The sequence below is a fragment of the Pseudomonas sp. S5F11 genome, from assembly GCF_019641515.1.
In the GTDB taxonomy this organism is placed as follows: domain Bacteria; phylum Pseudomonadota; class Gammaproteobacteria; order Pseudomonadales; family Pseudomonadaceae; genus Aquipseudomonas; species Aquipseudomonas rhodesiae.
Genome location: NZ_JAIFJZ010000001.1, coordinates 2,048,561 through 2,062,394, shown reverse-complemented (window position 1 = coordinate 2,062,394; position 13,834 = coordinate 2,048,561). Strand labels below are relative to the sequence as shown.

At 62.3% G+C, this 13,834-nt stretch carries 14 protein-coding genes; 11 read left to right on the top strand and 3 right to left on the bottom strand.

Translation table 11 applies throughout. The features are described 5' to 3' along the window. Positions 1-118: 118 nt before the first annotated feature. A complete protein-coding gene (locus K1567_RS09140; protein ID WP_003172389.1) occupies positions 119-319 on the bottom strand; it encodes a hypothetical protein in 201 nt (66 codons plus the stop codon). A gap of 557 nt (positions 320-876) precedes the next feature. Between K1567_RS09140 and pcaR the strand changes: the two genes are divergently transcribed. From pcaR to pcaC, 11 genes are all read left to right on the top strand, one after another. Next, entirely contained in the window at positions 877-1,719 is an 843-nt protein-coding gene (gene pcaR / locus K1567_RS09135) for a pca regulon transcriptional regulator PcaR (RefSeq protein ID WP_034112318.1), read from the top strand. A 145-nt stretch (positions 1,720-1,864) separates the two neighbouring features. After that, the gene (locus K1567_RS09130; RefSeq protein ID WP_220698392.1) at positions 1,865-3,205 is read left to right on the top strand and encodes an MFS transporter; all 1,341 of its coding nucleotides are present in this window, start codon (positions 1,865-1,867) and stop codon (positions 3,203-3,205) included. Positions 3,206-3,346: 141 nt separating this feature from the next. Next, positions 3,347-4,204 carry a CoA transferase subunit A gene (locus K1567_RS09125; RefSeq protein ID WP_034096313.1) on the top strand — a complete coding sequence of 286 codons (858 nt, stop codon included), beginning with the start codon at positions 3,347-3,349 and terminating at the stop codon, positions 4,202-4,204. Next, positions 4,204-4,983, top strand: coding sequence for a CoA-transferase subunit beta (locus K1567_RS09120; protein ID WP_047881519.1), 780 nt, complete (start codon positions 4,204-4,206; stop codon positions 4,981-4,983). The genes K1567_RS09125 and K1567_RS09120 overlap by 1 nt, the downstream gene beginning before the upstream one ends. After that, a complete protein-coding gene (pcaF, locus tag K1567_RS09115) occupies positions 4,980-6,182 on the top strand; it encodes a 3-oxoadipyl-CoA thiolase (protein ID WP_173603576.1) in 1,203 nt (400 codons plus the stop codon). The genes K1567_RS09120 and pcaF overlap by 4 nt, the downstream gene beginning before the upstream one ends. Positions 6,183-6,205: 23 nt before the next feature. Further along, positions 6,206-6,910 carry a protocatechuate 3,4-dioxygenase subunit beta gene (gene pcaH / locus K1567_RS09110; RefSeq protein ID WP_034096316.1) on the top strand — a complete coding sequence of 235 codons (705 nt, stop codon included), beginning with the start codon at positions 6,206-6,208 and terminating at the stop codon, positions 6,908-6,910. A 1-nt stretch (position 6,911) separates the two neighbouring features. Further along, positions 6,912-7,478, top strand: coding sequence for a protocatechuate 3,4-dioxygenase subunit alpha (pcaG, locus tag K1567_RS09105; RefSeq protein ID WP_034096317.1), 567 nt, complete (start codon positions 6,912-6,914; stop codon positions 7,476-7,478). 173 nt (positions 7,479-7,651) lie between these two features. Then, positions 7,652-8,947, top strand: coding sequence for an MFS family transporter (locus K1567_RS09100; RefSeq protein ID WP_034096318.1), 1,296 nt, complete (start codon positions 7,652-7,654; stop codon positions 8,945-8,947). A 10-nt stretch (positions 8,948-8,957) separates the two neighbouring features. Next, positions 8,958-10,322, top strand: coding sequence for a 3-carboxy-cis,cis-muconate cycloisomerase (locus K1567_RS09095; RefSeq protein WP_184336271.1), 1,365 nt, complete (start codon positions 8,958-8,960; stop codon positions 10,320-10,322). A gap of 10 nt (positions 10,323-10,332) precedes the next feature. Then, complete coding sequence (pcaD, locus tag K1567_RS09090) at positions 10,333-11,124, top strand: 3-oxoadipate enol-lactonase (protein ID WP_034096320.1); 792 nt, start codon at positions 10,333-10,335, stop codon at positions 11,122-11,124. A 10-nt stretch (positions 11,125-11,134) separates the two neighbouring features. Then, positions 11,135-11,530 carry a 4-carboxymuconolactone decarboxylase gene (gene pcaC / locus K1567_RS09085; RefSeq protein ID WP_034096321.1) on the top strand — a complete coding sequence of 132 codons (396 nt, stop codon included), beginning with the start codon at positions 11,135-11,137 and terminating at the stop codon, positions 11,528-11,530. Between the two features lie 20 nt (positions 11,531-11,550). Here pcaC and K1567_RS09080 read toward each other — a convergent pair whose 3' ends face one another. Both K1567_RS09080 and K1567_RS09075 read right to left on the bottom strand, forming a co-directional pair. Then, positions 11,551-12,450: a polysaccharide deacetylase family protein gene (locus K1567_RS09080; protein WP_047881517.1), complete on the bottom strand. Its 900-nt coding sequence runs from the start codon at positions 12,448-12,450 to the stop codon at positions 11,551-11,553. A gap of 84 nt (positions 12,451-12,534) precedes the next feature. Next, positions 12,535-13,785: an OprD family porin gene (locus K1567_RS09075; RefSeq protein WP_099312671.1), complete on the bottom strand. Its 1,251-nt coding sequence runs from the start codon at positions 13,783-13,785 to the stop codon at positions 12,535-12,537. Between the last annotated feature and the right edge of the window lie 49 nt (positions 13,786-13,834).

The following is a 13,834-nucleotide window of genomic DNA, read 5'->3' as shown; positions in this document are numbered from 1 at the left end:
AAAATGTCATGTCGGAAACATTTGTATGAAATTTTACTGTGAGTGGTGAGATGCCAAGAAGCCGGCTGCTAGCCATACGCCAGCAGCCAATGCCACACCCAGGCTGTAACCGAATCGCTTATGGCTCTTCGGCCTTGAGTTCCTGTTCTATCTTTTGGATTTCCTGGGCAAACGCCTGATCCAGCAGGCTGGCGCGCTTGCGCCACGGTTTGCGCTCAGGTTCAGGCTGGGCGGCGTAGGTGGTGACTTCCCCGCCGTAAACGTCCTTGTAACGTTGTTCCTGGCGCTCAAGTTCCGCGCGCAGTTCATCTTTCGTCACATTGTTACCTAAATGAGTTGAGTGTATTTAAGTTCAAGCGTCATGCCTGATGGCCGTCCCGGATTGTTCAAAGTTGAACCGTTGTCGTGTTCAAGTTTGAAAATACAGAAGACAGACGCGGCGGTCATTCAGGCAAGTAGTTGCGCTCGGTCATGCACTGCCTGTGCACGGTTTCGGGCCCGGTTGCGCTAGCAACGTCGAATGGGCCTGAGCACACGGTGCATTATAGCGGCGCATCTGAATAACACTATCGGTATGAAGTTAAAAAGCTTCAACGGTGTGTGAGTGTTTTGTTACACCCACGTGTGAGTATTAATAAATGTCTGGCGTCAGAAAGTCCGCATTTGCTTTAACGGCCAAGATCATTTGTATAAGTCTTTGCAGAACCATCAGGTTGAGCGCGGAACCCCCGGGGGAGGCGCGGCGAATTGCGATAATCGAATACTCGTTCGATAATCGCACGATGTCGTCGGCCCTACCTTGTATCACGCGGCCGGCGCGGCTTGTAATACCCGGCAAACCTCCCCGTGCGGCTGACAATAAGAGAAGGCATCGAGATGAACGATCAATTGCGCAATTCTTTCGCGTCCGTAGCCCCTCCGATCGTTGCCTCGCCGGCAAAACGCATCCAGGCGTTTACCGGTGATCCCGACTTCATGACCTCCCTGGCCCGCGGCCTCGCCGTGGTGCAAGCCTTCCAGGAGCGCAAACGCCACCTGACCATCGCCCAGATCAGCCATCGCACCGAAATCCCGCGTGCCGCCGTGCGCCGTTGCTTGCACACCCTGATCAAGCTTGGCTATGCCACCACTGACGGACGCACCTATTCGTTGCTGCCCAAGGTGCTGACCCTGGGCCACGCTTATCTGTCGTCCACGCCGCTGGCGGTATCGGCACAGCCCTATCTGGATCGCATGAGCGAGCAACTCCATGAAGCCTGCAACATGGCAACCCTCGAAGGCGACGACATCCTCTATATCGCCCGTTCGGCCACCACTCAGCGCCTGATCTCTGTGGACCTCTCCGTCGGCGGGCGTTTGCCGGCGTATTGCACCTCCATGGGTCGCATCCTGCTGGCAGCGCTGGACGACGCATCGCTACAGGATTATCTCGACCACGCCGACCTGCAAACCAAAACCAGCCGTACCCTTACCACGCCTCAAGCCTTGTTCGAATGCCTTCAACAGGTGCGTCAGCAGGGCTGGTGCATCGTCGATCAGGAACTCGAACAGGGCCTGCGCTCCATCGCCGTGCCGGTGTATGACGCCTCCGGCCAAGTGCTCGCGGCGCTGAATGTGAGCACCCACGCCGGGCGGGTCAGTCGCAGCGAGCTGGAGCAGCGTTTCTTGCCCAATATGCTCAGCGCCAGCCGCGAGCTGAGTGCGCAGCTGTTTGCCTAAGTGTTCGGTGACCGCACAGATCCCGGTCTGATCAATTGACGGTGTTTCCCCCGGCTTATTAATGTGCGGCAGCGCTGTTCCAGCGCCCTTTAATAAGAATGACGGCCCCAGGCCGTCAGCCCGCCATCGGTGTGGAATAAAAATAATGAATCAGCCTTCTGTCGGTACTTCTCTGGACGTGCAGTCCTTTATCAATAGCCAGCCACTGTCGCGCTATCAGTGGCGCGTGGTCATCCTATGTTTCCTGATCGTGTTTCTCGATGGCCTCGATACAGCGGCCATGGGCTTTATCGCGCCGGCTTTGTCCCAGGACTGGGGCATCGACCGCGCCAGCCTTGGCCCGGTGATGAGCGCCGCGTTGATCGGCATGGTGTTCGGTGCCCTGGGCTCCGGCCCGCTGGCCGACCGTTTCGGGCGCAAAGTCGTGCTGGTAGGCGCGGTGCTGGTGTTCGGTGCATTCAGCCTGGCTTCGGCCTACAGCAGCAGCGTCGATCAGTTGCTGGTGTTGCGTTTTCTCACCGGCTTGGGCCTGGGCGCGGGTATGCCCAATGCCACCACCTTGCTCTCCGAATACACCCCTGAGCGCCACAAATCGCTGCTGGTGACCAGCATGTTCTGCGGCTTCAACCTGGGCATGGCCGGCGGCGGATTTATCTCGGCCAAGCTGATCCCCGCGTTTGGCTGGCATAGCCTGTTGTTGATCGGCGGCATTCTGCCGTTGATCCTGGCCGTGGTGCTGCTGGTGTGGTTGCCGGAATCGGCGCGTTATCTGGTGGTACGCAACCGTGGCACCGACAAAGTGCGCCGGACCCTCTCGCCCATCGAACCCAATCTCGTCGCCCAGGCCACCTATTTCAGTGTGCCCGAACAAAAAACCGTGAAGGCACGCAACGTGTTCGCGGTGATCTTTTCCGGCACCTACAGCGCCGGCACCTTGTTGCTATGGCTGACCTACTTCATGGGCCTGGTGATCGTGTACCTGCTGACCAGTTGGCTGCCGACCCTGATGCGCGACAGCGGCGCGAGCATGGAGCAGGCCGCGTTTATCGGCGCGCTGTTCCAGTTCGGCGGTGTATTGAGCGCGGTCGGCGTGGGCTGGGCAATGGACCGGTTCAACCCGCACAAGGTCATCGGTACGTTTTACCTGCTGGCCGGTGTGTTTGCTTACGCGGTCGGGCAGAGCCTGGGCAACATCACGCTACTGGCAACCCTGGTGCTGATCGCCGGGATGTGCGTCAACGGCGCGCAATCGGCGATGCCTTCCCTGGCGGCGCGCTTCTACCCGACCCAAGGCCGCGCCACTGGGGTGTCGTGGATGCTCGGCATCGGGCGTTTCGGCGCGATTCTCGGGGCCTGGATGGGCGCCACGCTGCTGGGCCTGGGCTGGAACTTCGAGCAAGTGCTCACCGCCCTGGTGATTCCCGCCGCACTGGCCACCACTGCGGTTGTGATCAAAGGCATGGTCAGCCATGCCGACGCGACCTGATCGATAGCCTGCCAACAATCAGTTCGATAATCGAACGCTTAGTCGATTATCGGATTGTTCGGCCCATTTGCCCGGCTTAATCTGCAAGCACTCGGCGCGCCCTCAGCGCCTTTTTCGATCAACACCGGGAGCCCGACCCCCATGGCTGAAATCCTTGCCCTGCGTGATGCGGTAAAGCAATTCGTCAACGACGGCGACACCGTCGCACTGGAAGGTTTTACCCACCTCATTCCTACGGCAGCGGGTCATGAAATCATTCGTCAAGGCAAGAAAGACCTGACGCTGGTACGCATGACACCTGACCTGATCTACGACCAGTTGATCGGCGCCGGTTGTGCCCGCAAGCTGATTTTCTCCTGGGGCGGCAACCCCGGAGTAGGCTCCCTGCATCGTCTGCGGGACGCGGTCGAAAAGCAGTGGCCGCAACCGCTGGAGATCGAAGAACACAGCCACGCCGACCTGGCCAATGCTTACGTAGCCGGGGCCTCCGGCCTACCGTTCGCGGTGCTGCGCGCTTACGCCGGTTCCGACTTGCCCAAGGTCAACCCGCTGATCAAGAGCGTGACTTGCCCATTCACCGGCGAAGTGCTGGCAGCGGTGCCGTCGGTGCGCCCGGATGTCACGGTGATTCACGCGCAGAAGGCCGACCGCAAGGGCAACGTGTTGCTCTGGGGCATTCTCGGTGTGCAGAAAGAAGCCGCGCTGGCCGCCAAGCGTTGCATCGTCACCGTGGAAGAAATCGTCGACGACCTGAACGCGCCGATGAACAGCTGTGTGCTGCCGACCTGGGCCCTGACAGCGGTGTGCCATGTGCCCGGCGGCGCACACCCGTCCTACGCCCATGGCTACAACGAGCGGGATAACCGTTTCTATCAGGCGTGGGACCCTATCGCTCGCGACCGTGAGACCTTTACCGCATGGATCGACGACTACATCCGCGGCACTGCCGATTTCACTGAGTTCCAGGCCAAGCTGGCCGCCGCACCGGAGGCCAAGTAATGACCTATTCGACCAATGAGATGATGACCGTCGCCGCCGCGCGCCGCCTCAACAACGGTTCGGTGTGCTTCGTCGGCATCGGCCTGCCCTCCAAGGCTGCCAACCTGGCGCGCCTGACCTCATCGCCGGACGTGGTGCTGATCTACGAATCCGGCCCGATCGGCGCCAAGCCGTCCGTGCTGCCGCTGTCCATCGGCGATGGCGAGCTGGCGGAAACCGCCGACACCGTGGTGCCCACTGGGGAAATTTTCCGTTACTGGCTGCAAGGCGGGCGCATTGACGTGGGCTTCCTCGGCGCGGCCCAAGTCGACCGTTTCGGCAATATCAACACGACCGTGGTCGGCGATTACCACCAGCCCAAGGTGCGTTTGCCGGGGGCCGGGGGGGCGCCGGAAATCGCCGGCTCGGCCAAGAGCGTGTTGATCATTCTCAAGCAGTCGGCGCGCTCGTTCGTCGACAAGCTGGACTTCATCACCTCGGTCGGCCATGGCGAAGGCGGCGACTCGCGTAAACGCCTGGGTCTGCCAGGCGCAGGGCCTGTAGGGATTATTACTGACCTGTGCGTCATGGAGCCGGAGGAGGGCACCCATGAGTTCGTGGTCACCGCGCTGCACCCCGGCGTGACCCGTGAACAGGTGGTGGCCGCCACCGGTTGGGCGATTCGTTTCGCCGAACAGGTCAGCACCACCGCCGAACCCACTGAGGTCGAGCTGACCGCGCTGCGCGACCTTGAAGCCCGCACCGCCGCCGCCCATGGCCAAGCCCCGGGAGAAGTCTGATGCGCGAGGTATTTATCTGCGACGCCATTCGCACCCCCATCGGCCGCTTTGGCGGTGGTTTATCCAGCGTACGCGCCGACGACCTGGCGGCGCTGCCGATCAAGGCGCTGATGGCGCGCAACCCGTCGGTGCAATGGGACGCGGTCGATGAGGTGTTCCTCGGCTGTGCCAACCAGGCCGGCGAAGACAACCGCAATGTGGCGCGCATGGCGTTGCTGCTGGCCGGCCTGCCGGAGAGCGTGCCGGGCGTGACCCTCAACCGTTTGTGCGCCTCGGGCATGGAGGCCATCGGCACTGCGTTTCGTGCCATTGCCAGCGGCGAGATGGAGTTGGTGATTGCCGGTGGCGTCGAGTCGATGTCCCGTGCGCCCTTTGTGATGGGCAAGGCCGATGCCGCGTTTTCGCGCAACATGACGCTGGAAGACACCACCATCGGCTGGCGTTTTATCAACCCGTTGATGAAAGCCCAATACGGCGTGGATGCGATGCCGCAAACCGCCGATAACGTGGCCGACGATTACAACGTCTCCCGCGCCGACCAGGACGCGTTCGCCCTGCGCAGCCAGCAACGCACGGCTGCCGCGCAGGCCGCCGGTTACTTTGCCGAGGAAATCGTGCCGGTGCGGGTCGCCCATAAAAAAGGCGAAACCGTGGTGGAACGCGATGAGCATCCACGGGACACCACCCTGGAAGCCCTGGCCAAACTCAAGCCGGTCAACGGCCCCGACAAGAGCGTCACCGCCGGCAATGCCTCGGGGGTCAACGACGGCGCGGCGGCGCTGATTCTTGCGTCCGCCGAGGCTGTGCGCCAACACGGTTTGACGGCCCGCGCCCGCGTATTGGGCATGGCCAGTGCCGGTGTAGCCCCGCGCGTAATGGGCATCGGCCCGGTGCCGGCGGTGCGCAAACTGTTGGCCCGTCTGGACCTGGCGGTAAGCGATTTCGATGTGATCGAGCTCAACGAAGCCTTCGCCAGCCAAGGCCTGGCCGTGCTGCGTGAACTGGGCCTGGCCGACGATGCGCCGCAGGTCAACCCGAACGGCGGCGCTATTGCCCTTGGCCATCCATTGGGCATGAGCGGCGCGCGGCTGGTCTTGACGGCCTTGCATCAATTGGAAAAAACCGGCGGCCGCAAAGGCCTGACCACCCTATGCGTGGGCGTCGGCCAAGGCCTGGCCCTGGCGATCGAACGCGTCTGAGTCTAATAAGAGAGGATGGCTCCATGAGTGATAAGCCCGGTTACCGGCGCCCCCAGGCGGGCACCCAGCCTGAATACCTGCATCCGGCGTACCAGTCGACGAACCTGCGTTCGCCGTCCAAGCCGTTGGTGTTTCTGCCCCATTCCTTGTCGGAAATCACCGGCCCGACCATCGGTGCCGAGCGGGTCGGTGAGAAGGACAACGACCTCACCGCCCAGCATGACGGCGAGCCCCAGGGCGAACGCATCATCATCCATGGCCGCGTGCTGGATGAAAACGGCCTGCCGGTGCCAGGCATTCTGGTGGAGATCTGGCAGGCCAACGCGGCCGGGCGCTACAACCACCCGCGCGACCTGCACGATGCGCCGCTGGACCCCAACTTCACCGGTACCGGGCGTACCGTTACCGACGCCGACGGGTGGTACCAGTTCCAGACCATCAAGCCCGGCGCCTACCCGTGGGGCAACCACCACAACGCGTGGCGTCCGGCCCATATCCACTTTTCGCTGTTCGGCCCCAGCGTGCTGACGCGTTTGGTGACCCAGATGTATTTCCCCGGCGACCCGCTGCTCGAATACGACCCGATCTACAACTGCGTGCCGGACACCCGTGCCAAGGAACGCCTGATCGCGCGTTTCGATCTGGAAAAAACCATTCCGTCCTATGCCCTCGGCTACCGCTGGGACATCGTCCTGCGCGGCCGCGATGCCACGCCGATGGAGAAATAAGATGACACTCAACGCAACCACGTCCCACACCGTCGGGCCGTACTACCACATTGGTCTGACCTGGCTGAACCGCGAAGACCTGACCACCCCGGCCACCCTTGGCGAGCGCGTGGCGATCAGCGGGCAAGTGGTGGATGGCAAGGGCGAGGTCGTCAATGACGCCATGCTGGAAGTCTGGCAGGCCAACGCGGCCGGCAAGTACGACCACCCCGAGGACGAGCAGGACAAAGCCCTCGACCCGAGTTTTGAAGGCTTCGGCCGCGTGCCGGTGGACGCCGAAGGGCGGTTTCGCTTCACCACCATCAAACCGGGTAGTGTGCCGGGGCTCAACGGCACGACCCAGGCACCGCACTTGGTGATATTGGTGTTTGCCCGTGGTCTGGTGAAGCACTTGCTTACGCGGATTTATTTCGAAGGCGAGGCACTGAATGGGGATGACCCTTTGCTGGCCTGTGTGCCCGCGGAGCGCCGGAGCACCTTGGTGGCCAAGCCGGACGCGCACGGTGTGTATCAGTGGAATGTGATTTTGCAGGGGACCGATAAGGAAACGGTGTTCTTCGATTATTGATTCGTTTGGTAGGGCCTGATCGGGGGCAAGCCCCCTCCCACAGTTGATAGGCGGTGCGGTCAAGATGTGGGAGGGGCTTGCCCCCCGATCAGGCCGTCTCAGGCACCGCTTTCGGAACATGGCTGTTGCAAAGTGTGTCTAGGCTATAACCGTTCCCACTGAGTGAAAACACTATGACCACCACCACCAGTCATTACACCGGCGAAGAACGCAGCAAGCGCATCTTTGCGATTGTCGGTGCCTCTTCCGGCAACCTGGTCGAATGGTTCGACTTTTACGTCTATGCCTTCTGCGCCATTTATTTCGCTCCGGCGTTTTTCCCATCGGATGATCCCACCGTTCAACTGCTTAACACCGCCGGTGTGTTCGCCGCCGGGTTCCTGATGCGGCCGATCGGCGGCTGGCTGTTTGGTCGAGTGGCCGATAAGCACGGGCGCAAGAACTCAATGATGATCTCGGTGCTGATGATGTGCGCCGGCTCGCTAGTTATCGCCTTTCTGCCCACCTACAAGGATATCGGCGCCTGGGCCCCGGCATTGCTGCTGGTGGCGCGGTTGTTCCAGGGGTTGTCGGTGGGCGGCGAATACGGCACCACGGCCACTTATATGAGTGAGGTGGCGCTCAAGGGGCAGCGCGGCTTCTTCGCCTCGTTCCAATACGTGACGCTGATCGGCGGGCAATTGCTGGCCGTGCTGGTGGTGGTGATCCTGCAACAGCTGCTCAGCGAAGAGGAACTGCGCGCCTGGGGCTGGCGCATTCCGTTCGTGATCGGCGCGATTGCGGCGCTGATCTCCTTGTTGCTGCGTCGCACCCTGAAAGAAACCACCAGCCAGGAAACCCGCCAGGACAAAAACGCCGGCAGTGTGGCCGCGCTGTTCCGTCATCACAAAGCCGCGTTTATCACAGTGCTGGGCTACACCGCCGGCGGTTCGCTGATTTTCTACACATTCACCACCTACATGCAGAAGTACCTGGTGAACACCGCCGGCCTGCACGCCAAGACGGCCAGCTTCATCATGACCGGCGCGCTGTTCTTGTACATGTGCATGCAGCCGTTGTTCGGCATGCTCTCGGACAAGATCGGCCGACGTAACTCGATGCTTTGGTTCGGCGCACTCGGCACGCTGTGCACGGTGCCGATCCTGTTGACGTTGAAAACCGTGACCAGTCCGTTTCTGGCATTTGTGTTGATTTCTCTGGCGCTGGCGATTGTGAGTTTCTACACCTCCATCAGCGGCCTGGTGAAAGCCGAAATGTTCCCGCCCCATGTTCGCGCCCTCGGCGTCGGGCTGGCTTACGCCGTGGCCAATGCGCTGTTCGGCGGCTCGGCGGAATATGTGGCGTTGGGCTTGAAGTCCATGGGCATGGAAAACACTTTCTACTGGTACGTGACTGGCATGATGGCGGTGGCGTTCCTGTTCAGCTTGCGTCTGCCGAAACAGGCGGAATACCTGCATCACGATCTGTAAGGACTGAGTTATGACGTTGCGCACGAGCAACCAACTGTTCGACGCCTATTTCACCGCCGACAGCATGGCCGAGGTGTTCTGCGACCAGGGGCGCTTGCAGGGCATGCTGGATTTCGAAGCCGCTCTGGCCCGGGCGCAGGCGCGCGTTGGGTTGATTCCGCCAGCGGCCGTGGCACCGATTGCCCAGGCGTGCCTGGCATCGCTGTACGACGTGGATGCCCTCGGCATGGCGATTGCCTCGGCGGGCAACTCGGCGATCCCATTGGTGAAAGCCTTGGGCAAATTGATTGCCAGCGAGGACGCTGACGCCGAGCGCTATGTGCACCTGGGCGCCACCAGCCAGGACGTGATGGACACCGGTCTGGTCCTGCAACTGCGGCGTGCCTTGGTGTTGATCGAAAGCGACCTGGCGCAATTGGGGGATGTGCTGGCCGCGCAAGCCCAGCGCTATGCCACGGTGCCATTGGCCGGGCGCACCTGGTTGCAACATGCGACACCCGTGACCCTGGGCATGAAAATCGCCGGATGGCTGGGCGCGGTGACGCGCAGCCGGCAACGTCTGGCCGAACTCAAACCGCGTTTGCTGGTGCTGCAATTCGGCGGCGCCTCCGGCACGTTGGCGGCGTTGGGCGAACAGGCCATGCCGGTGGGCGAAGCCTTGGCCGCCGAACTGCATCTGAGCCTGCCCGATCAACCCTGGCACACCCAGCGTGATCGCCTGGTGGAGTTCGCCAGTGTGCTGGGCCTGATCGCCGGCAGCCTCGGCAAGCTGGGGCGGGACATCAGCCTGCTGATGCAGACCGAAGCGGCGGAAGTGTTCGAACCTGCCGCGCCGGGCAAGGGCGGTTCTTCCACCATGCCGCACAAACGCAACCCGGTGGGCGCCGCCGTCCTGATCAGCGCCGCCACTCGTGCACCGGGGCTGGTGGCCACGATGCTCAGCGCCATGCCCCAGGAACACGAGCGCAGCCTGGGCCTGTGGCATGCCGAGTGGGAAACCTTGCCGCAGATTTGCCGGTTGGTTTCCGGTGCCTTGCAGCAGGCGGTATTGCTGAGCCAGGGCTTGGAGGTCGACCCGGCGCGCATGGCACGCAACCTCGAATTGACCCAGGGCCTGGTGCTGGCCGAAGCGGTGAGCATTGTGCTCGCCCAGCGCCTGGGCCGCGAAACCGCGCACCATCTGCTGGAGCAATGCTGTCAGCGGGCGGTCGCTGAGGGGCGCCATCTGCGCGCGGTATTGGCGGACGAACCACAGATCACCGCCGAACTGTCCGCCACGGAGCTGGATCGCCTGCTCGACCCGGCCCATTACCTGGGGCAGGCGCACACTTGGGTCAGCCGCGCCGTGACCGATCATTTTGCATTGACTGCCTGAGGAGACTGCTGTGGCTTTTGTACAACTCGCCGAGGGCGACCTGCACTACCAACTGGAAGGCCCGGTGGATGCGCCGGTGTTGGTGCTGTCCAATTCGTTGGGCACCAACCTACGTATGTGGGATACCCAGATCCCGGCGTTCACCGAGCATTTTCGCGTGTTGCGCTATGACACCCGTGGGCATGGCAAGTCGCTGGTGACCGAGGGGCCGTACAGCATCGAGCAATTGGGGCGCGATGTGCTCGCGCTGCTGGATGCGTTGCAGATTCGCCGCGCGCATTTTTGCGGGTTGTCCATGGGCGGGCTGATCGGCCAATGGCTGGGCATTAACGCCGGTGAGCGCTTGCAGCGTCTGGTGGTGTGCAACACCGCCGCCAAAATCGGCACGCCCGAGGTTTGGAACCCACGCATCGAGACGGTGCTGCGCGATGGCGCGGACGCGATGGTGGCCTTGCGCGATGCGTCGATTGCGCGCTGGTTCACCCCCGACTTCGCCGCTGCCAACCCACACCAGGCCAAACTGATCACCGACATGCTCGCCGCCACCTCGCCCCAGGGCTACGCGGCCAACTGCGCGGCGGTACGGGATGCGGATTTGCGCGCAAACCTAGGGTCGATCCAGGTGCCGACCCTGGTCATCGCCGGCAGTGAAGATGCCGTCACGCCGCCAGCGGGTGGGCACTTTATCCAGCAACAGGTCAAGGCTGCCGAGTACGCCGAGTTCTACGCCGCGCACCTGTCCAATGTGCAGGCCGGTGCTGCTTTCAGTGACCGGGTGATTAAATTCCTGTTGTGCCGCTAAGGAGCTTTTCGTGGACGAGAAACAACGTTACGCCGACGGCCTGCAAGTGCGTCGGGAAGTGCTGGGCGATGCCCATGTCGACCGCAGCCTCAACGCGTTGACCGAATTCAACAGCGAGTTCCAGGAGATGATTACCCGTCATGCCTGGGGCGATATCTGGACCCGACCGGGCTTGCCCAGGCACACCCGCAGCCTGATCACCATCGCCATGCTGATCGGCATGAACCGCAGCGAAGAACTCAAGCTGCACCTGCGCGCCGCCGCCAGCAACGGCGTGACTCGCGCCGAGATCAAGGAGGTGCTGATGCAGAGCGCTATCTACTGCGGGATTCCGGCGGCGAATGCCACCTTTCACCTGGCCGAGTCGGTGTGGGATGAGCTGGGCGTTGAATCCCGCCAAGGTTGAAGTTCGCTCGCCACACGGGGTCAGTGGGAGTCCGCATCCCACACCCAATTCCACACGCCCGGCAGGTGTACGGTGTCATTCACGTCCTTGACCGTACGGGCCAGGGCGGCGCGTTCCAGTGCTGGGTGGTCGGTGTAGAAAGGCTCTGCGGCGGTTTTCATGCCGTTGATGCGGGCGCTGTCCAACAGGATCTGCAAGTACTCCTGCAGGTGCCGCGCGGTGTAGCGGTTGATGTCGTGGAAGGTCACCACCACCGGGATCACGCCGTCCACCGTGGGCAATTCGCCGAGGGCGATGCGCTCGCGCACCACCGACAGTTGCCGATACAGATTGGCGCGGCGGCGTGGGCTGGCATTGAAACCCCAGATCTTGCCGTCATTGGCGCTCAGGTCCGTGAGCAGTACCTGCATACCGTGGCGCTGATAGGCAGCAAAAGTGCGGCGGTCGTAGTTCCAGAACGGTGGGCGCACCAGGCGCGGCGGTGCGCCGGTGATGGCGGCAATATCGGCCGCACCCTGGGTGAGAGTGCGCTCCAGTTCGGCATCGTTGAGCCAGCGGTGATTGGTGTGGAAGGTGGTGGCGGTGTGAAACGCCAGCACATGCCCGCCGGCGTACTCGCGTTCCATGGTCTTGCGACCCCGTGAACTGCCGCCTGAGCGCGCGGATTCGGTCTGTAAAAAGAACACGGCCTTGATGCCCGGCAGCACCGGGTTGTGTGCCAGGTCGGCGATCACCGAGCGGGTCGGGTTGTTATAGCCCGAAGCACTGGGACCGTCATCGAAGGTCAACAGAAAGCGGATTGGCGCCTGGGCTTGCAGGCGTTGCTCGGTCTGGGGCGTCAAGGCGATTGGCGCGCTGATGCAGCCGCCGAGGCTCAGGGCCAGGGCCAGCACGGCAGCGGCGAAAGCATAGAGTTTCATGGTGGGCACGGGCTCGGCAAAGAGGCCGCTGCTGGGCGAATCAGCAGCGGCAGGCGCGCACCATACAGCAAGTGCCGCGCCGGTTTACAGCAGGCTGATCGGGTAACTGACGATCAACCGGTTTTCATCGAACTCGTTGTTGCTGTAGTCGCGACGCATGCTGGAATTGCGCCAGCGAACCGTCAGGTTTTTCGCCGCGCCGCTTTGCACCGTGTAACCCACTTCGCTTTCGCGACCCCATTCCTTGCCATCGGTGACGGTGCCGCTGTGCACATTGCTGCCGCTGATATAGCGGTTCATCAGGGTCAGGCCCGGCACGCCGAGGGCGGCGAAGTTGTAGTCGTGGCGCACTTGCCAGGATTTCTCCCGGGCGTTGTCGTAGCTTGAGTTGTAGCTGTCGTTGGCCAGGGTGCCGCCGCTGGTGCCGTTGACGCGCATCCATGCACTGTCGCCGCTGAGCTTTTGCAGGCCCACATAGAACGTGTTGCCGCCGTATTTGGCCGAGAGCAGGCCGGACCAGGTTTTATTGTCCAACTCGCCGGCGCGGGCGCTGCCGTCTTCTTTGCCATAGAAGAACCCGAGGTTGGCGCCCAAGGTCCAGTCGCCCACAGGCTGGCTGTGGATCAGGTTGACGAACTGTTGGCGGTAAATGTCCTTGAGCTGGGCGTTCCACAGGCCGATCTGGGTGCGCTTGTCGTTGAATGCGTATTCGGCGCCTTGGAAGTTGAAGCGGTCCGAGGTGAAGGCCGTTTTGCCCACCATCGACATGTCCGACAGACTGCTGTCGTCGCGCGGGCTGTTGGCGCGGAACTGGCCGCCATAGAGGGTCAGGCCGTCGATTTCCTTCGACGTGATCTGCCCGCCGCGCAAGGTTTGCGGTAGGGAGCGGCCATCGTCGGCGCGCAGGATCGGCAGCACCGGCATCCACTCGCCCACCTTCAGCTCGGTCTTGGACAGCCGTGCCTTGAACGCCACGCCCAAACGCCCGAAGTCATCGGCCGGGCGACCGTCGTGATCCAACGGCAACAGCTGCGTGCCGCCGGTGCCGCGTCCGCCGTCGAGTTTGAGCGAATACAGCCCCAGCACGTCCACGCCGAACCCCACCGTGCCCTGAGTGAAACCGGATTTGGCGTCGAGGATAAAACTCTGCGTCCATTCCTGGGCGCCGCCCTGGGTTTTGCTCGGGTTGGTGAAGTTACGGTTGAAGAAAAAATTACGCAGGTTGAGGTTGGCGCTGGCGTCTTCGAAAAAACCGTGGTCTTCGGCGACGGCAGGCAAGGCAAGACTGGCGACAGCGGTGGCCAGCAACAGCCGGCGCGGGTGGAAAGTGCTCATGGTATCGGACCTGTTGTTATTGGGGTTATGCAGGTGGCGGCCATGGTGC

Excerpts from the sequence above, each read along its gene's own strand:
- pcaR (WP_034112318.1), top strand. The coding sequence starts at position 877 with ATGAACGATCAATTGCGCAATTCTTTCGCGTCCGTAGCCCCTCCGATC.
- K1567_RS09130 (WP_220698392.1), top strand. The coding sequence starts at position 1,865 with ATGAATCAGCCTTCTGTCGGTACTTCTCTGGACGTGCAGTCCTTTATC.
- K1567_RS09125 (WP_034096313.1), top strand. The coding sequence starts at position 3,347 with ATGGCTGAAATCCTTGCCCTGCGTGATGCGGTAAAGCAATTCGTCAAC.
- K1567_RS09120 (WP_047881519.1), top strand. The coding sequence starts at position 4,204 with ATGACCTATTCGACCAATGAGATGATGACCGTCGCCGCCGCGCGCCGC.
- pcaH (WP_034096316.1), top strand. The coding sequence starts at position 6,206 with ATGAGTGATAAGCCCGGTTACCGGCGCCCCCAGGCGGGCACCCAGCCT.
- pcaG (WP_034096317.1), top strand. The coding sequence starts at position 6,912 with ATGACACTCAACGCAACCACGTCCCACACCGTCGGGCCGTACTACCAC.
- K1567_RS09100 (WP_034096318.1), top strand. The coding sequence starts at position 7,652 with ATGACCACCACCACCAGTCATTACACCGGCGAAGAACGCAGCAAGCGC.
- K1567_RS09095 (WP_184336271.1), top strand. The coding sequence starts at position 8,958 with ATGACGTTGCGCACGAGCAACCAACTGTTCGACGCCTATTTCACCGCC.
- K1567_RS09080 (WP_047881517.1), bottom strand. The coding sequence starts at position 12,450 with ATGAAACTCTATGCTTTCGCCGCTGCCGTGCTGGCCCTGGCCCTGAGC.
- K1567_RS09075 (WP_099312671.1), bottom strand. The coding sequence starts at position 13,785 with ATGAGCACTTTCCACCCGCGCCGGCTGTTGCTGGCCACCGCTGTCGCC.